The following is a 17185-nucleotide window of genomic DNA, read 5'->3' on the forward strand; positions in this document are numbered from 1 at the left end:
AGTTTTCTAAAATGGCAATATGGTATCGGCGAAAACTCAAATTACTAATTGATAACAAGCTGACTAATAAAAGATTAAAAATGTCCAATCTCCCACCAATTAATTCAGTTGTCAAAGTTATTAAAGCACTGACAGAAAAAGACCCACGGTTAGGGCAAACAGGTACAGTCATCCAGTATTCAGGACACAGCATGGTTTGTGTTCATTTCCCAGACATGCCCCCTGGCCAAGGAATTTTTTTCAATGCACATCATTTACAAATCATAGAGTCATAGTCAAGATTATGCCGAGAAAATCAACTTACCCCACCTCTAATGACCAGTCACACCAATGCTTACAATACCTCCGACGCTGTGGAGGTAGCGCACGATTGTGCAGTATCAAATTTAGCCTGGGAGTGATTCAAACACTGGTCAATCAAAAAAAAGTGAAGATTAATAATACTGGTGCAGGATTTTTTGTTGAATTGGAGGATGAAAAGTGAAAACCCAGAAAGTAACCCATCAATCATCTTTGCCTTCAAATACTCGTAGTAAATTAGTTCTTCGCCGGACTCGAAAAAGATTCAACCCCAGGATTTTTATCGACCGCATCATAGAAACAACTGCAATTATCTCTCTGCTGATTACTGGGTTTTCAGGAGTTGGAGCAATGGGGTGTTGGGGAATGGAGATTATCGAGACTAATAATCCCAACATAATTATCTCTGGTTGGCAGCAGCAGAAAAATATTTGCTTGGGTGCAATGCTGGTAAGTTTTTCTGCCTTCTTAGGGAGTTTTTTAGTCGGAGCAAGTTTGAATATTCAACAAGATAAATTTTCGGGAGATAAATAACGATGGAAATTAAGTTGACCACATCAGAGATTCGGACTATCTTACAGGGTTGTCAATATACATTGCGGCTTGTGGGGAGTAGTCGAGATTATCGTAAAATTCAATCGTCAGAACATTTTTCTACCTCAAACGATGTGGTGCTAAATGATCCGTTCAATATTTTGGGAGATATAGTCAACGCAATCGAGCAGGTAGAGCAATTTTATCAACAAGGAGAATCCAGTCATGGAACACGAAATTAAAAATGCAATTGGTTTGGGCAATCCTGAACTCGTAATAGAGTCGAAACCAAAACCTGAACCAGAGCCAAAGCCAAAGCCAACAGTAACGATTTACGACTTCAGCGCTTTGTTATCCAAATACGAACCGCCGAAAAAATAACGATGAACAAAAAACAGTTGATCCTCAATTGTGCCATTGCAGTTTTCGCCTTTTCCACTACTTTAAGTGGCTCTCTCCTGGTTTTTGGGCAAAAGAAACCGAACTATTTCAACATCACAATACCTGCTCTTTCACAGCGAGGCTGGCTTTTGGTTTAGCAGGTGTCCCTGAACCGCATCCTAGTTGCAGTTCGGGCGTATCTATTATTCTACCAAGAAGTACTTCTTCTAATAGATGACTTGTTCAGAGGGAAAGGGATAATGCTGAAGGGTTTATTTTTCTGATCACTGATTAGGAGACTATTAGATGAAAAGTGTTTTGCTAGGGAATCAAGGATTGGAAGTTTCAAGGATCGGACTTGGTTGCATGGGAATGTCTGAGTTTTACAGCGGTCGTGATGAAATTGAGGCGATCGCTACTATCCACCGTGCATTAGAACTTGGGGTAAATTTCCTCGACACTGCTGATATGTATGGCCCGTTTACCAACGAGCAATTAGTAGGCAAAGCAATTATTGATCGTCGAGACAAAGTAGTATTAGCAACCAAGTTTGGTAATGTCCGTACTGAAGACGGCGGTTGGAAAGGCGTTAGTGGCAGTCCAGAATATGTCCATCAATCTTGTGATGCTTCACTTAAACGGCTGGGGATTGAGACAATTGACCTGTATTATCAACATCGGGTCGATCCTAATGTGCCAATAGAAGATACCGTAGGAGCAATGGCAGAGTTAGTCAAACTTGGTAAAGTGCGCTATCTAGGACTTTCCGAAGCTGCTCCAGCGACAATTCGACGGGCGCAGGCAACCCACCCAATTACTGCACTTCAAACAGAGTATTCTTTGTGGAGCCGCGACCCAGAAGATGAAATTTTATCTACTGTACGAGAGTTAGGAATTGGTTTTGTGGCTTACAGTCCGCTTGGTCGTGGATTTTTATCGGGAGCCATCACCTGTCCTGAAGACCTTGCACCAGATGATGCCCGTAGAAATCATCCTCGTTTTCAAGGGGAGAATTTTTTGCTGAATCTGCAATTAGTGGAAAAAGTCAAGGAAATCGCTGAACAAAAGCAAGTCACACCTAGCCAACTTGCTCTCTTATGGCTATTAGCTCAAGGTGAAGATATTATCCCAATTCCTGGTACAAAGCGACGCACCTATTTGGAGGAAAACATTGCAGCTACTTCCATGACTCTTACTTCAGATGAACTCGTTCAAATTGAGGCAGTTGCACCAAAAGGGATTACCGCAGGCTTACGCTACCCTGATATGAGTACTGTTAATCGTTAAGTTAATTACCGAACTGGTAAGTAAGTTTTCATTCCCAGTTCAAATAAGTTAGCTGAAACAGCAAGAAACTTCACTTTGATTAGTTTATGTCCAAAGAATTATTCCCTTCATCATTTGAGTGTGATTGTGGCTATCAACTTCATTTTTTCGAGAACACAATCAAGGAAATGAAGTTGATGAGTAAAAAGAAAAAAACTCTCCTTTCTGATGGAGCAGATCCAAAACACACTATTGTATTTGAGCATGGGTTGATGGTCGATATCCAGTGCCCTAAACAAAATAAGAAGAAAAACTTGCAAAATAAAAAATAGAAAGCTTGGGAAATAAAATTCAGCATCAGTCATGAAAAGCTTGTAGGGATAGGGTGTAGGGAATCCCACACTTAAAAGCAGGCGTTCGGTGAGCATCAGAGGCTGTCGATCCCACTTCATAAAAAGCCCCAAAAACGGAGCTTTTTTTCATCCCTATTTTTTTTTTCGTCAAGTGGGCCGCTTTTCGCGTGACACCCATTCTGTATCGCTTTGAGTGCTTTCAAGTGACACCAAATTCATAATTTCACCATGCCGCTTTTTGTGACATTCCTTTAATAGCAAGGGTTCTAGAGTTTGACTTCATCTTGCCGCTTTCTGTGACATCTATACATAGTAAGGCTTTTAGATGTCACGGCAGACCATGCTGCTTTTTTGTGCCGCTTTGTGATCCGATACGACAGTAAAATATAGTTAACCAAAATTCAGGCGAATCAACCAAAAAAACACCTCAGTTGCGATCACCTTCGGTGGGCGGTTACGCCATCGCTAACCTCTTGGTAATTTCCCTTCTGTCTATATTTAGATATGGTATTAATTAATGCTCATCTGTGCTGATACTCAAATTCCTTTTCCACGCTCCCTGGTTTATGCTAGCTATCGGGACAAACTGGTTGAGCTAGTTCCCTATATGCCAAACGTGCGTCACATCACACTTTTATCACGTAGGGAAGTAGGTAGTAATGTTTATACTGTCAATGACTGGCACGGTGGCAGTGAAATTCCAGCAGCAGCACGAGTTCTGCTCAGTGAAGATATGCTTTCTTGGAAAGAATATAATACCTGGAATCAGGCTGATTTTACAGTTGAATGGCGGATTGAAACTCATTCTTTCACAGAAGCAGTTAAGTGTTCTGGCAAAAATCGCTTTTTGTCAGACGACAATAATACAGTAATTGAAAGCCGTGGTGAGCTAGTGATTGACCCAAAAAAAATTAAGGGAGTACCATTCTTTCTCACAAGTACAATTGCTCATGTAGTCGAAGATTTTTTAGCGAAAAATATACAACCAAACCTCCTAGCAATGAGCGCGGGAGTGCGCCAGTATCTAGAGCAAGATGCTAAAGATTGAAAGGCAGCATATCAATCTAATGACAAATATTGTATTAACCGACATGCAAACTGTACCAATTCCGTGGTGTGCAAGTGCGGTACAACAAAGAGCGCCAGTGCGCTGTGCAAGCCCGATATGTATTCACTGATTAATTAGGCAAGCGCCGGGAATTGGGAGGGCAGATTGTATAGCGTGAAGTAGAGGAGGTTCGGGAGGAAAGCGGAGAATTAACTTATGCTGAAATTTTTTCACCAACAGCTTGATGTATAATTTCTTTCTTTAACGAATCTGCTGCAACTGCTGCAATGGTTTCCCAATCTTCTTGTTTTAATAGCAACCCAAGCAGTTCGCGCAGTATCTCACGATTAGAAATAAATTCTTCACCATAAAGTTCATCATTTTCCAGAGTATCAAGTATGTATTCTTTTACCTCTGGTGTCGGCAATCTAAATTTTTCAAGTATTCTCTCTCTTGCAGTTTTTACCGCAATTTTCGTAGCTGTGCCTAAATTCCAATTATTCAGCAGTAACCGCACTTCTCTATTTAGAGAAATACGTAAAGTTGTGAAACGTCCCCAAAGTTCGAGATTGAGCATTAAGGAGCCGAATGCTGAACCCCAATCTAATCCAGCCCCAATGTTGCCAACAATTTTATCCTCAGCTTCAACAGCTTTTCTTAACCATTCTTCATCAAATAATAAACCCATTGGATTTACTGCATTTTCTTGGTTAAAGGTGCTTTGATTATCACTCTTTTCCTGCTGACTCATTTACTTCCCTTTCCTATCTCATTCAGGAGAACGAAAAACTCCATACTCAAAATAAACTAGATCATCATAATCTTCATCCTCTCCGGCATCAATCATGCCTTGGCTATCATAAAATTCTTCTACTCCCGGTAGTGAATGTAATCCTACTCTACCTTTATACCCTAGCTGTGAACTGCGAGTTCTGGCAAACGCCAAAAATGCAGTTCCAACACCTTTTAATTTGGGGGGACGTTGTATGTATGCCCGATTCCAAGGTGCGGTAGCTATGCCATCAATGTATACCAAGCGTCTACCCTCTACTAGGCGAGAACCGTGCATTTGAGTTTCAATCAGCATTAACCCTTGAGTTTCATCTTCGTATTCAATCGCATAGCCTTCACGGTTTGCTTGTCTATTAATGATAAACTCCAGTTTAAAATCCCAGTCCCAAAATTTGTCTGATTGCCCGTGCAATTGTAATTGTTCTTTCCACTTGTTGGCATAATCATCAACATGCTTTTGTGCTAGCTCTACTAAATCTCCTTCCACAATCGTGTTATCTTGACCGCAAATTAGTTTTACCAAAGGAAGCATTACACCAAAATTACCTATGAACCAATTCTATCAATCCGATCAATCAGCATTATGCTCTGTTTCTTGCAACCAACTTAAAATAGTCAGCGCCAACTCCCAGGATTCGCGCCGCTCCCAATTAGGTAAGTGATTCAGTACTTGTGCAACGAATATTGCTGGGTTTTCCAATTCTCCGCCACGAGCCGCAACACCATCCCTAACGAGCGCCCCCAAAGTGGCAGCTTGATTCCCTTTATAGTCAGGCTGTCTCTTAATTTCCTCAACAATCCAGTCCGGTACTGTGATTGTTTTAAATCCTGGTTTCGGCATACACAACAGAGAAATAATATAAAGATAGTACGGCAGTTTACGTTATGTTTGCAAATCTTTGTGCGGTATGGTACGTTAAAAATGGACTACTCCCACAATAGCTTCACAAATAGTAGGAGCAATCATGAAAAATATTGGTATTAAGCCAATACATCCTAAAGAATTTAAAAAACTTCATAATTTTTCGACTTACCAAATGAGTCGTTTGTCAGGTTACTCAGTCGAGGCACTAAAAAACTGGTTAGCTGATGAAAGTAGCTCGAGATTTGTCGAACCAAAGCCCTATATACTTAACCATTTTGGAGCGATTCATAGTTACTTATCAAGAAGTTAGTGTTTCCCAAACACTAAGCAATTAGAAAAACCCTCCCCAGCAGTAGGTGGTTTTTTTATTATTAGTATTAGCAGTACCGGAATTCAATCGGAACTCAACCGGAACTCAGTCGGAACTCAATCGGAATTCAGCCGGAACTCAGTCGGAACTCTAGGAGCCGAAACCATTGTTAATTCAGGGAAGCTGTGTAGTTGAAGAATTGTTAACACGAGAGGAGGCAGCCAAGAAATTGGAGCCATCAGTTGGAATTAGACAGTTCCAAAAGTATTTAGACTTAGCTTCTTTGTACTTACCAGAATTTGAGGATTTTCGGGACGAAGATAATGGAGGGCTAAACGGACGAGCGAAGTTGACAAACTGGCATTTACCTGTGCTTCAAAGAATTAGAAGTTACGTTTTAACCAAAGGTTCTTTGAAGAAGGTGGCAATTGAATTAAAAAATCACCCCGAAAAGTTTTTAGGAGCGTAAATCATGATCGTTAAAGAATTTGCACAAGCTCTCAATAAAGTACCAGGAAAGATAGTTGATGAATTACGCCGTCAATATCCAGAGCAAAAATGGACGGTCGATTCACCAGTTCCAGAGGAGATTTTAGCTAGATTTCGAGATATTACCAATAGTGAGAAATTACAGCCTCAACAATCACCTGTAGCAAATATACCTGAAGCCACAATCACCAAAGCTGATGAGGCAATTCAACAAGCCTCATACAAGTTAACTGCGGCTGATAAAGAGACTATTTCTGGTGCTATAGCCGTCCAAAATGAGCAATCTAAGATTTTGGGTGCATCAACTGGTGTTACAGGAGCTTTGTTGTTCATGGAATCCTTGATTGGAGCTAAGGGGACGGTGTTGGATGCCTTTGCTGAACAATCCATGTTGGAAGTTGATAACCAGATTACCGAGATAGATCAGAGTTTGATTAATTTGGCAGAAGAAGCCTCAACAAGGCTGGGGAAGTCGATTCAAAAAAAGGAACAACTCAAAGCGCGACTCAATTTGTTACGGGAGAGAGTTTCTTCGATGGGGACACAGATCCGATTTTAGAAGCTTATAAAACAGTAGCAGCATTGCTACAAATTCAAAATGAAACTGTTGCCACTGTTGCCGAAATCCGATTACTTCAAGAACTATTAACTCATCAAAGGAAAAATCAGGTTATGGATATTCTCAGTACAGGATTGTTTGCTACTTCAATTGTTGGCGCTTTAGGTGGCAGTGCATATCTCGTTGGTAGCGTTGTTGCTACTGGATTAATTGGTAGTGGGATGTTCATACCGTTGGGATTACTTGTTGGTGCAGGATTGACTTTTCTGGGACGGGCATCAAAATAACAGTGATGGGCGGGAGTGTTTCTGTTTCATAAAGCTGTTTCACAGCACTGTTTCATGAAACGTTTCAACGGTTTCATCAATGTTTCAGGGCGTGAAACAGCATTCCCCCGCGTGAAACATCCAACGTGAAACATGAAACACCAGTCAATTTCTTACTCAAAAGCCGTTATGAAGGGTAGTGTTTCATCCAACTGTTTCACACAACTGTTTCATGAAACTGTTTCAACGGTTTCATCAGTGTTTCAGGCTCGTGAAACAGCATTCCCCCAGCGTGAAACATGAAACACCAGTCAATTTCTTACTCAAAAGCCGTTATGAAGGGTAGTGTTTCATCCAACTGTTTCACAGCACTGTTTCACGCTGTTTCAGGCTCGTGAAACAGCGTGAAACATGAAACGCCTCATTAAAGATATGTCTAAGAACGCGCTATAGCACAGCAATCTCATGTATAAGAAACAACTGTACTTAGCTTTGGCTGGTGTTGGCATTTGCATATTGCCTGTAATCATCCCCTTAGTACCCAAGTTGGGGGCTTATGCAGAGCTTCAACGGCTAAAAGCCTCAGAAGAATTAGAACGTTCCCGCATAGAAGAACGGGCAAAAACCAGTGATGCCTTGTATGAGGCGGGAGTCATGCCCACAAGTCGCAAGTTGAGAATTACCAATTACTTTGATAGCGCTAAACGCAATCCCAGACCAGACACAACCCTTTATCAAGATGATGAGATTGTTGATGTTTTTGATGCGACGGGCAGGTGTATTGGACGAATTGAAGAAGGAATTTGGAAGTGGAAGCACAAAGCTAAAGGGATTTGTAAAAGTGTTCAAAATATCAAACAAAGTAGGAGGAAATAATGGGATTAGGTGCAGAAAGTAGCAGCACTAGCAACAGCGATAGTAAGCCTAAAGATAAGAAGCGATCGCTTGGTGAAATCATTGATTTTTGTGCCAAGGCTGTTGTGATGATTGTCGGCTTACCCATTCGGGCCGCAGCTGCTATCGTTAATCAGTTTGTTGCTAACGGTGGTGCAGGTCGTGCGTTAGTTGGCGGGATTTTATTTATTGGTGGTTCTGTAATTAGTGCTGATTCAACTTGGCAATTAATCTTTACTGGTCCCCCTGTTTTACCCTGGTTTGAGCCGACTTGGAATTGGCTAAATGTGCCGTTTGCACTGTTCAACCCATTTTTTTACCTAGCATTCATAATTTCTGTAGGTGTTCAGGTAATCGAAGCCCACGCCCTACGCGGTAAAAACCCAGATTCAGCACGACGGGAACTTCAAGACCACATGGTTTATGAGCTTGAAACCAAGCCTAGTGGCAAGATTGACTTGGTAGGCCAACTCTGGGCGGACTACAAGACCGCAGGTATACGCGATCGCTCTAGCGCTGGACTAGTTGTAATTGCGGTTTGGGTGTTCGATATTATCACCACCTTTGCAGCTCGTAACCCATTTGAGTTTACAGCCCCATTCATGATTTTGGGCTGTATCTTATTTAACATCGGCACAATGATGGCGGGTGAAATTGGGTTCGCTATTTGGCGGTTGACCAAAGATTAAAGTGAGCGCCGCTCAACAAAGAGGCAAGGGAGCAGGGAGCAGGGGAGATAGAAAAGAATTGGGATTCGACCCCCCCCTGTTCGATAACTACTTAACTATTATTGGGGGACTCAAACCCGTGTTTCCCTCTTCATTTCACGGCTCGATGTTGGGGTCATTTCCCCCCGCTCCCTGCCCCCAACCAAGAGCCTCTTCATTGAGCGGCACTCACTACTCAACAGGGCATTTCTTTTATGCAAAGTAACAATATCCCAAAAATTACAACTAAAGAAACTGAATATTTGCGATCGCAATATCCTAATTTGTCTCACTTGGAAGCCGGGAATATCGCCCAATGGCTGCAAGAGAGAAAAGATGGATTATTTGAAATGGCACGAGTTTCTGAGAACGAAGCAGACATGACCCGTGTACTTGGCTTGGTGGCTTCTGGGATCGGAGCGGTTTGTTATGCGGTCAACCCACTGGCACTAGTTGGTGGTTTAATTGGCGGTGCTGCGTGGTTATGGTTTGTTGTCGAACATTCCAACAGAACCAAGGAGATTGCCCCCTTGCCTTTTGTACGTGGTAATTTTGTAGACGCTCTAGCTCGTGCCGGGGATTATGATGCTAGGAGCAATTATCAAGCGGATCATCTTGCCAATACCGTTAAATTCCTAGAACGACAATCAGCAGAAGAGTACGCCTTTCTTCATGCTGAGTTTGAAAATATTGTCCAGTATTTAACGCAAGTTGAACCAGGAAAACGTTTTTATGCTTATCGCTGGATGTTTGGCTGGTTTGGCAAGCTTTTGGGTCGTCAGCTACCCACTTATGAAAGTATGGCTCTCCATTTACAGGATGTGACGATTGACAGCCGAGTGAATCGGTCGGAGATAAGTGCGATCGCACAGGCAAACGTCCAGTTACCACCAACCGTAGATATCAAACAGTTTCAATCGCCACAAGTAGATGTTGGCAAGATGAACCAAGCTACGGAGCTTTCTAGACCGGCAGAGTTACAGCCATCAGCTGATGGGCTTGTACCAGACACTCTAATTAATCTCCCTCTAATTAATAGGGCAAACGCACTCATCGCTGCTTTAACGAAAAGTGGTTTTCAAGTAGAAGATATGATGAGTTCCCAAGTCATTGCGATAGCTGGTACTCAGCGAGGTGGCAAGGGAACCTTAGCAGCAATCTTGGCAACATTATCTACAGCACTTGACCCCGTATTGAACACCCAATACTTTACTGCTGGGGTAGACGTTTACCCATTTGCCTGCAACTTAACTTCTGCCCAAAAGTTCCCTGATCAAGATGCGGATGGGGCTGATGAACTCGTCGCTCGTGATTTATTGAAATTTCTTAAGGGTTTAGATGGAAGCGAACCTTACTCCCATAAAAACTTACTGCTAGTAATTGATGAAGCGATGCGGTTGCTGTCATTGTTAGAGGAGAGCGATCGCACCTGGGCAATTCAATATTTACTTTCTCGCTTCGCTAAATCTGGTGGTACATTAATTATCGTGCTGCATGGCTCCAACCTGACAAGCGTAGTCGGTAAAGCTACGGCTGGCCTGGCAGACACCTTTAAGCAATCAGTTAACTTTATTGGCTGTGTAGCTCAAGCGGTTAGCGCTGGTGGTCTACGCAAAATGAATGTTGCTAGTGGAGAATATTTTAAAGCCAACCCTAATAACTTTGGAGAACCTGTTAGTGGCGGCAATCTGGGCATGATTCCCGAATGGCTAAAGACCCATTTGCACCCAGGCAATGGGCAACCAGATCCAGCCAGAACATTACTTCAGTTCTTTCCTGAATTAGTTCAACAGCATGAAAGGGCAGTCATACCCAGAGGGGAGAAAATTTTACGGCTGGGGTGTCTGGGAAATTGTTGGTTCAAAAAGGGGATTGAAATTATTGCTGTACTAACCGCTATAACTCCCTTATAGGCGCTTTTACACCCAGATTTTATACCTATGGGTGTACGTTATTTCCTGGAAACCTCTAAAGATAAAGAGGATACCCAATAACTCAAGTTTGACCGTTAGTATTCAAGATGATGCAATTAAAGCATTGATATGTCGTAGCACAAGATATTTTTGTTGATCTGCGGAGAACTGCTCAGGACAAATGACAACACTAGTGCCAATCCCATCCACTAGGGCAATAAGTGCATTGGCTTCAAGGGTTAAATCAAGATCGGCTCGAATTACCAAGGCTTTTTGTAAGTTAGCTAACTCTTGACAAATAATCTGCCGTAAAAAGTCATAGCGTTTTCGGTGTTCCTGAACAAGGCGATCGCGCCCAATAGAATAGCCCAAAAATGCCACCCAAACCTTCCAATCCGCTTTGTCAATGTCCTCCAGAGGTAGAGCCACAAAAATCATCTGTGCTAGTCTGTCAATTCCTTGTTGTCCCTCGGCACAGGTTTTCATATCCTCTAGGACGTTTTCAAACACCTGTTCCAGGGCAAATAGGGTAAGTTCTTCTTTGTCTCGAAAGTAATGGGTAACAACCCCGGTCGAAGAGCCAAGTTCTTGCGCGATCGCTCGCATACTGGCACGATCCAATCCTTCACGGACAATCACCCGCCATGCCGCTTTAGTTACTTCAATACGGCGAGCGTCATAACTCATAGCTCTCCTCGGTTTATAGCAACATGAAACAAGTCTCTTGACATCTTATCACAACAGTTGTTATGTTTTATTGACATAACAACTGTTGTGATATTTCTTTTATAACAACTGTTGTGATATTTCTTCCAAAGGCTAACCTGTTTTACACACGGAGTTCGCAATGATTCGACCGACCATGCCCGATGACACAACCGCGCTGATTGCCTTAGCCGAAGCAACCGGATTGTTCCAACCAAACCAACTTGAGGAGCTTGGCGAAATGTTGTCCGATTACTTCGGTTGTAGCAGCGATAGCGATTCTCTACTAGACGGCAAAGCTGAACGCTTTTGGATTACCGACGATGACAATGGGGCGGTTGGGGTCGCTTACTGTGAGATGGAACGGATGACTGATCAGACGTGGAATCTACAGTTGATTGCTATCCGACCTGACCGACAAGGACAAGGACGTGGTGCGACCCTGCTACGCTACGTTGAGCAAACATTGATGAGACGCGGCGGGCGTGTACTACTGGTGGAAACGTCAGGTACGCCGGACTTCGAGCGCACGCGAGCGTTCTACCGCAAGTGCGGTTATGAAGAAGAAGCACGGATACGCGACTTCTATCAAGCGGGCGCTGACAAAATCGTTTACCGCAAGGCGCTATCCGCTCAGTCGCAGTAAGCGCTCGCTTGATGCGACTGCTGTCATTGTTGTCGCAAAGCGATCGCACCTGGGCAATCCAATATTTACTTTCTCGCTTCGCTGACCCAAGTCTTGATCGGGGTTTCAGTACTTAGAGTGAAAAGTCAGGGTGACAATAGGGGCGATTCCCCATTGCAAAACTATGTTTAAAAATTACTCTTCCTCTCCCTTTCTCAAGCCTTTAGCTAATTGATTCAAATCAGGATCTTGAGATACCAATTATTCCAAAGTCTTATCCAATGTAGAACTTACTTTTCAGTTAATTAGTCCCTAAAACATCATCTTTTGGTATCCTTCAGGAAACTAAATACTGTTTAATTTCAGTTTCTTGACGACGTAGAACAGTGATTGCTTGCTGCTGAATTTGGCGAACTCGTTCTCTACTGACATTCAACTTCTCTCCAATTTGAGCTAAAGTTAGTTCTTGATCGTTCTCTAACCCAAAACGCAAAATTAATACTTCACGTTGCGTCGGTTTGAGTGATTCTAATAAACTATTGATGTCTTGGCGTAAAAGTTCTTTGGTGACATGTTCATCTGGAGATATGCCTTCATCTGGTAAAAGTTGACTAAGTTCTGTGTCTTGGTTATCTCCAATCTTTACATCTAGAGAAATTGGCTGCTTTGAACTGCTGAGAAAATCCCTAATCTGGCTTGGTTGTAAGTCTAAAGTTTCAGCAATTTCTACAACACTGGCTGGACGACCCAGTGTCTGAAATAATTCTCGCTGTACTTTCTTAATTTTGTTGAGTTGTTCGGTGATATGAATTGGCAAGCGTACAGTACGGGATTTCTCTGCGATTGCCCGTGTGATTGACTGCGTAATCCACCAGTATACGTAGGTGGAAAGCTTATAGCCGCGATTGGGGTCAAATTTTTCTACACCCCTTTGTAAACCTATTGCCCCTTCTTGCAGCAAATCTAAGAATTCCAGATTGCGCTTAGTATATTTTTTGGCAATCGAAACCACCAGACGCAAGTTTGCTGTCACCATTTTTTGTTTGGCTCGTTGCCCAAGATTTTGTATTTGAGCTATTTCCAATTCACTTTTGTCAACATCAACAGCTAATTCGACCATTGTTGGCTCACGATCTAGTTGTTGGGTGAGTTCATTTTTTCTTTGCTCAATTGCCATGATTTGCTGTACCTGCCTGCCATAAGCAATTTCTTGGTCTGCGGTTAGCATTGGGTAACGACCAATCTCTTGCAAATAGATACGAACCATGTCTGGACTCAGGCTGGACATACAATAAAACTTTTTTTGATATTTAGACGAATCTAAAAGTATAAATCAAATCGCTGAATTAATTTTCCTGATTTAACAGCTAAAAAATATTAATCTGAGATTGCGATAAATAAATTCAACCTAGAACACAATCATCTATAACGGTATCCAGTGAGCGCTTACTATACCTCCATTCCAAAGTTCTATCTCTGGTAAATTTTGTCATTAAATTTAACTTGTTGAGAATTAATTAGCTGGTATTACCCAAGCTATTTTGAGAGTTCCTGACTGAACTGGATAACTGGAAAAGTCAGGTAGGGCATGGGGGACAAGAGTTTTTCCCCTATACCCAATGGCACGAAGATTTATGTGAAACCTCCTTGCTGACTATCTTGTTGGGTGTACTGTTTCAGACAATTAAATGCGAGTGCGTCAAGGAAGGAGTTCAACATCTTCTTAATTCCCCACACTCGAAGGGAGCAACTCCATACTCTTTCATCCAGAAATACCACGGATTTACGCTTTTCTTCGTACTATTCTCCCTATACCTCATGCCCTGGTCGGTAAAAAACTATTTGGGAACATTAGTCGCACTGAGTTCATCGCTTTTCCCTTTTCCCCTCTTTTTTGTACTTTCTGTCACTTTCGATTCTTCTTCCTTGCTGGAGTTAACCATTTTCACCAAGTGCTGATTCAGATAACTTTGCGCCGAGATATAAAGACTTTCCCAAATCTCTTGATTGCGGCTGATTTTAGTTCCTACTGTATTTCCTGCTGTTTTCTCTGATACCAAGTATTTACGGAAATAGTTATTCCACAAGTGTTGGAGGAAATCTTCAGCGAATTCGTTAAACGGCAGAATCCATTTATAGTCCTTGTCCAAAAATACCCGATAGGACGCAATTATTGGTAATGCCAGGTCAGTTGGCGCACCAAACCCAAAAGAATACTTGCTGTCAGGCAACAATGTAGTTTTACGTATATCTATTGATGCTAGGTCGTTAACACCCTTTCTTCTGGGGTTGCTGATATGATCTTGGATTATTTCATACAGTCTTTGCTCTATCCACAACGCTTGAGAAAGCAGAGGCAAAAGTGCAGTTAATCTTTCCCTTTCCGTGTCTGTGATATTAGAGGGGGGACTCATACCTGCTGGGTGCTTGGTTCGTTTATTACCGTCGGGGTTGTATCTATTTCTATCAAGGCAGTTAATCAACTTCAGCAAATGATTCACATTGCACTGGGCGTTTCTGGGAGAGCCGCTTTGATTCTGGTAATAGGCAATGCGGAATTTTCTATCTTCTGCTCTTTCTAAGGAAACTAAGTATTGCTTGAGAAATTTGTAATCACCCCTGGCGTTGACTTTGGAGCGAGAATCTACTGGCGTTGTGGTGTTGGAGGCCAGGGCTATATCTTTAGCCTCGTCTTCCGAGAGTCCGATGTGGATCGTAACTTTTACTCTGGCTTGACTTAAATTGTAGTTGTAATTTTTCGCTTGCTCAAAGGCTAGAACTGTATGCGCTCCGTTGATAATGCCATCGCTACCGCCCTCGGAAGCTTCCAAAACTTCTAGTTCGAGTGAGGTTTTGCTTGGTTTTACTTTATTGGCTGACAGGACGATTCCACTGTGACGGGAGAAGAATTTTTCGGGTTGAGTAGTCAGGGAGTCGAAGATTTGTCTGTAAGTCCCAGTTTTGCGGTTAGGTTCTCGGATGTTGGGTTCTAGGGGGAGGTCTATAGGGAAGCTGTCTACGTGGGCTGTGGCGATGATGCAGTTTGGGTTGGCTTGAAAATAGTTATCTATCTTTACGTTCCAAGTCTTGGGCATACTTTGTTTCTTGGTCAGTGGAATTTCTATGTTAACCAAAACCGTTAACTTTCATTCGGTAGGATTAAGTCCCCGGCAATTAAAAAGCCGCAAGTATGTAACCCACATTCCGCACCCTAACTGTCACAAAGGGGTTTTTACTGAATATTTTCTCGACAATAAGAGTAAAAAAATACTTTACTGGCTCGTAGAATCATATTATTTACCTATTCTAAATAATATTCCATTTTCAATAAGAAGCAATAAGTATTTATATTAATTACATAGATAAAAATTTATGACTGTTCAGCTAATATCTGTGTTTAGCTTATGAGCTACCGATTAAAAGTGATTACAATTTGTGACTATGAATTTTAATTAATAGTCTCTATGATAAATAAATTGTTGATACAGTCTAATTAATATTTATAGTAATAACGACAATTTTCTGGCAGGAAACTCAAAATGTATTTTCTTTCTTCAGTCAAATTTGATATTAATATTTCCTGCTCAAATTCAACTAAATGTATGGATTGAAAACATTGAAATATCCATCGCATAGTCGGGTTATTTACAGATTTACCGAGCTGGTTTTTAATAGTAGATTCAGATGCCGACAAGGCTTTTCTTATTTGTCTTTGAGCTAAAGTATAGACTAATAGGCATAATCCCATTATCATAGCCATAGCTTCAATTCTTTCTGGAGATTTAAGAAATATACTGTCTGCAAAAAATAAAGGGTCTTTGATAAATGCAAATCCCCGCTCACAGCTTTGCTGTGCTTTATATTCGGAAACCATATCATCATTACTAAGAGATTTTTCATCTAAAATATTTGTAGCAAGTATGAAACGTCCAGCACTTTGATAAGCTATTTTAATAGCATGTATATTCTCAGATAATGAAGCATTTACTTGATAGAAAACTTTTTGATCTTTTGATTCTTTCTCTAGGTAATCGATCTGCTGAAGTTGATGGTACTTTAACTTTTTGTTTAAAGTATCCACGGCTTTGATAGCTTCTGGGTGAGAATTAAATTTTGAGTCAAGTAGTTTTTTAAGCTTAGATAATGCACTAGTTTTTGACTTAGATATTCTTTTCTCTAATTTTCGTAAATCAGATTCTTTCCTTTCAGTGCTTTCTACAACCAACCATCTTTGTTCAACTCCACCATAATTACTTTTAACTACAGAATAATAATATCCGCTTAAAGAACTACTAATAAAATTAGTTGATAATAATGTTGATACTAGTTCTTTTGCCAGTCCTATAGTCATAGGGACTCTACATAACCATCTCGTTCCAAATAATGAACTGATATTTTTTGCGTTATACAAAGCCGCATCTGCAACCATTAAACTATCTTCATTTTTTATTTCTGATTTTTGCATTTGTTCTTTGTATTCTAAAAATATGTTAGCAAAACTTGAAGAATCGGATTGATTTCCAGATGCAGATTTTAAAAATATTGGTATATCTCCATCTCCAGATGATATTAAGTCTATAATAAATTGTTTTAAATCGGGCCTATGGTCACGAGAATAACCATAGGTAATTTCAATAGCTTGTGGTGATTTGATTTGACCATTTGATGAATTATTATGAATAATTACATCTGGTACACTAGTGTTGTATTCACCATGTAAATGTAGTGAAGTCGAGTCTAAATGTGACGATTTTAAACTAATATTAAATTGTTGTATTACATTTATAGTAATCGCTAAAAATATCTCAGTTAAACCTTTAATAAATAACTTATCCATTACCCTACCTAATTTATCATCATTTAAATATTCTGCTTTTACTCCTTCTCCAATTAGATGTTCACAAGGTTTATCTTTAAAAAACTCTGGGAACATATATAATGGACTGCTTACAAAACCCAGTCCATTTAATATCATTGCTTTAACTACATGTCCCGGACTAATTTTTTCTTGTGCCTCTTGACCGACTAATTCATTAATAATATCTACTAAGCCTATGGTATCTATAATTCCTGCAATTATACCCAGGGTAAGAGCATCTCAATTAGGCTTGACACAAGGATTCAGAAGAATCTAATGTAGGGTCAAGAAAACAAGAACTGAGAACTTGAATCATATAA

Annotated in this window: 22 protein-coding genes; 15 read left to right on the plus strand and 7 right to left on the minus strand. The window is 41.0% G+C overall.

Annotation, left to right across the window (positions count from 1 at the left end):
- Nucleotides 1–80: 80 nt before the first annotated feature.
- The 7 genes from ACYTXL_RS02140 to ACYTXL_RS02170 all read left to right on the plus strand — a co-directional run bounded on the left by ACYTXL_RS02140 (nucleotide 81) and on the right by ACYTXL_RS02170 (nucleotide 3882).
- Entirely contained in the window at nucleotides 81–275 is a 195-nt protein-coding gene (locus ACYTXL_RS02140) for a hypothetical protein (protein WP_461923287.1), read from the plus strand.
- A 205-nt stretch (nucleotides 276–480) separates the two neighbouring features.
- Nucleotides 481–834, plus strand: coding sequence for a hypothetical protein (locus ACYTXL_RS02145; RefSeq protein WP_461923288.1), 354 nt, complete (start codon nucleotides 481–483; stop codon nucleotides 832–834).
- Nucleotides 835–836: 2 nt separating this feature from the next.
- Nucleotides 837–1076, plus strand: coding sequence for a hypothetical protein (locus tag ACYTXL_RS02150; protein ID WP_461923289.1), 240 nt, complete (start codon nucleotides 837–839; stop codon nucleotides 1074–1076).
- Nucleotides 1060–1215: a hypothetical protein gene (locus tag ACYTXL_RS02155; RefSeq protein ID WP_461923290.1), complete on the plus strand. Its 156-nt coding sequence runs from the start codon at nucleotides 1060–1062 to the stop codon at nucleotides 1213–1215. The genes ACYTXL_RS02150 and ACYTXL_RS02155 overlap by 17 nt, the downstream gene beginning before the upstream one ends.
- A 306-nt stretch (nucleotides 1216–1521) precedes the next feature.
- Nucleotides 1522–2502 carry an aldo/keto reductase gene (locus ACYTXL_RS02160; RefSeq protein ID WP_461923291.1) on the plus strand — a complete coding sequence of 327 codons (981 nt, stop codon included), beginning with the start codon at nucleotides 1522–1524 and terminating at the stop codon, nucleotides 2500–2502.
- Nucleotides 2503–2588: 86 nt separating this feature from the next.
- On the plus strand, nucleotides 2589–2813 hold the full coding sequence (locus ACYTXL_RS02165) for a hypothetical protein (RefSeq protein WP_461923292.1): 225 nt from the start codon (nucleotides 2589–2591) through the stop codon (nucleotides 2811–2813).
- 538 nt (nucleotides 2814–3351) lie between these two features.
- Nucleotides 3352–3882 carry a hypothetical protein gene (locus ACYTXL_RS02170; protein WP_461923293.1) on the plus strand — a complete coding sequence of 177 codons (531 nt, stop codon included), beginning with the start codon at nucleotides 3352–3354 and terminating at the stop codon, nucleotides 3880–3882.
- A 214-nt stretch (nucleotides 3883–4096) separates the two neighbouring features.
- Here ACYTXL_RS02170 and ACYTXL_RS02175 read toward each other — a convergent pair whose 3' ends face one another.
- From ACYTXL_RS02175 to ACYTXL_RS02185, 3 genes are read right to left on the minus strand one after another with little or no spacing between them, the layout of a single operon-like run.
- Nucleotides 4097–4633, minus strand: a complete 537-nt coding sequence (locus ACYTXL_RS02175; RefSeq protein ID WP_461923294.1) for a hypothetical protein — start codon at nucleotides 4631–4633, stop codon at nucleotides 4097–4099.
- An 18-nt stretch (nucleotides 4634–4651) separates the two neighbouring features.
- Complete coding sequence (locus ACYTXL_RS02180; protein ID WP_461923295.1) at nucleotides 4652–5206, minus strand: GNAT family N-acetyltransferase; 555 nt, start codon at nucleotides 5204–5206, stop codon at nucleotides 4652–4654.
- A 39-nt stretch (nucleotides 5207–5245) separates the two neighbouring features.
- Nucleotides 5246–5515 carry a hypothetical protein gene (locus tag ACYTXL_RS02185; protein ID WP_461923296.1) on the minus strand — a complete coding sequence of 90 codons (270 nt, stop codon included), beginning with the start codon at nucleotides 5513–5515 and terminating at the stop codon, nucleotides 5246–5248.
- 124 nt (nucleotides 5516–5639) lie between these two features.
- Between ACYTXL_RS02185 and ACYTXL_RS02190 the strand changes: the two genes are divergently transcribed.
- The 7 genes from ACYTXL_RS02190 to ACYTXL_RS02220 all read left to right on the plus strand — a co-directional run bounded on the left by ACYTXL_RS02190 (nucleotide 5640) and on the right by ACYTXL_RS02220 (nucleotide 10677).
- On the plus strand, nucleotides 5640–5849 hold the full coding sequence (locus ACYTXL_RS02190; RefSeq protein ID WP_461923297.1) for a hypothetical protein: 210 nt from the start codon (nucleotides 5640–5642) through the stop codon (nucleotides 5847–5849).
- A 166-nt stretch (nucleotides 5850–6015) separates the two neighbouring features.
- Complete coding sequence (locus ACYTXL_RS02195) at nucleotides 6016–6318, plus strand: hypothetical protein (protein ID WP_185607167.1); 303 nt, start codon at nucleotides 6016–6018, stop codon at nucleotides 6316–6318.
- A 3-nt stretch (nucleotides 6319–6321) separates the two neighbouring features.
- Complete coding sequence (locus ACYTXL_RS02200) at nucleotides 6322–6897, plus strand: hypothetical protein (protein ID WP_461923298.1); 576 nt, start codon at nucleotides 6322–6324, stop codon at nucleotides 6895–6897.
- Nucleotides 6898–6920: 23 nt separating this feature from the next.
- Nucleotides 6921–7184 carry a hypothetical protein gene (locus ACYTXL_RS02205; RefSeq protein WP_461923299.1) on the plus strand — a complete coding sequence of 88 codons (264 nt, stop codon included), beginning with the start codon at nucleotides 6921–6923 and terminating at the stop codon, nucleotides 7182–7184.
- Nucleotides 7185–7628: 444 nt separating this feature from the next.
- The gene (locus ACYTXL_RS02210; RefSeq protein ID WP_461923300.1) at nucleotides 7629–8039 is read left to right on the plus strand and encodes a hypothetical protein; all 411 of its coding nucleotides are present in this window, start codon (nucleotides 7629–7631) and stop codon (nucleotides 8037–8039) included.
- Complete coding sequence (locus tag ACYTXL_RS02215) at nucleotides 8039–8746, plus strand: hypothetical protein (RefSeq protein WP_461923301.1); 708 nt, start codon at nucleotides 8039–8041, stop codon at nucleotides 8744–8746. The genes ACYTXL_RS02210 and ACYTXL_RS02215 overlap by 1 nt, the downstream gene beginning before the upstream one ends.
- 233 nt (nucleotides 8747–8979) lie before the next feature.
- Nucleotides 8980–10677: a hypothetical protein gene (locus ACYTXL_RS02220; protein ID WP_461923302.1), complete on the plus strand. Its 1698-nt coding sequence runs from the start codon at nucleotides 8980–8982 to the stop codon at nucleotides 10675–10677.
- Nucleotides 10678–10779: 102 nt separating this feature from the next.
- On the opposite strand, the gene ACYTXL_RS02225 is transcribed toward ACYTXL_RS02220, so the two are convergent.
- Entirely contained in the window at nucleotides 10780–11364 is a 585-nt protein-coding gene (locus ACYTXL_RS02225; protein WP_461923303.1) for a TetR/AcrR family transcriptional regulator, read from the minus strand.
- Nucleotides 11365–11524: 160 nt separating this feature from the next.
- On the opposite strand from ACYTXL_RS02225, the gene ACYTXL_RS02230 reads away from it, so the two are divergent.
- A complete protein-coding gene (locus tag ACYTXL_RS02230) occupies nucleotides 11525–12028 on the plus strand; it encodes a GNAT family N-acetyltransferase (protein WP_461923304.1) in 504 nt (167 codons plus the stop codon).
- Nucleotides 12029–12344: 316 nt separating this feature from the next.
- Here the strand turns inward: ACYTXL_RS02230 and ACYTXL_RS02235 are convergent, their stop codons facing one another.
- The 3 genes from ACYTXL_RS02235 to ACYTXL_RS02245 form a co-directional block, all read right to left on the minus strand.
- Nucleotides 12345–13295, minus strand: coding sequence for an RpoD/SigA family RNA polymerase sigma factor (locus ACYTXL_RS02235; protein WP_461923305.1), 951 nt, complete (start codon nucleotides 13293–13295; stop codon nucleotides 12345–12347).
- Between the two features lie 550 nt (nucleotides 13296–13845).
- Nucleotides 13846–15102 carry an AIPR family protein gene (locus ACYTXL_RS02240; protein WP_461923306.1) on the minus strand — a complete coding sequence of 419 codons (1257 nt, stop codon included), beginning with the start codon at nucleotides 15100–15102 and terminating at the stop codon, nucleotides 13846–13848.
- A 398-nt stretch (nucleotides 15103–15500) separates the two neighbouring features.
- Nucleotides 15501–17093: an IS1634 family transposase gene (locus ACYTXL_RS02245; RefSeq protein ID WP_461923307.1), complete on the minus strand. Its 1593-nt coding sequence runs from the start codon at nucleotides 17091–17093 to the stop codon at nucleotides 15501–15503.
- Nucleotides 17094–17185: the final 92 nt, after the last annotated feature.

It is taken from the genome of Nostoc sp. (genome assembly GCF_054880495.1).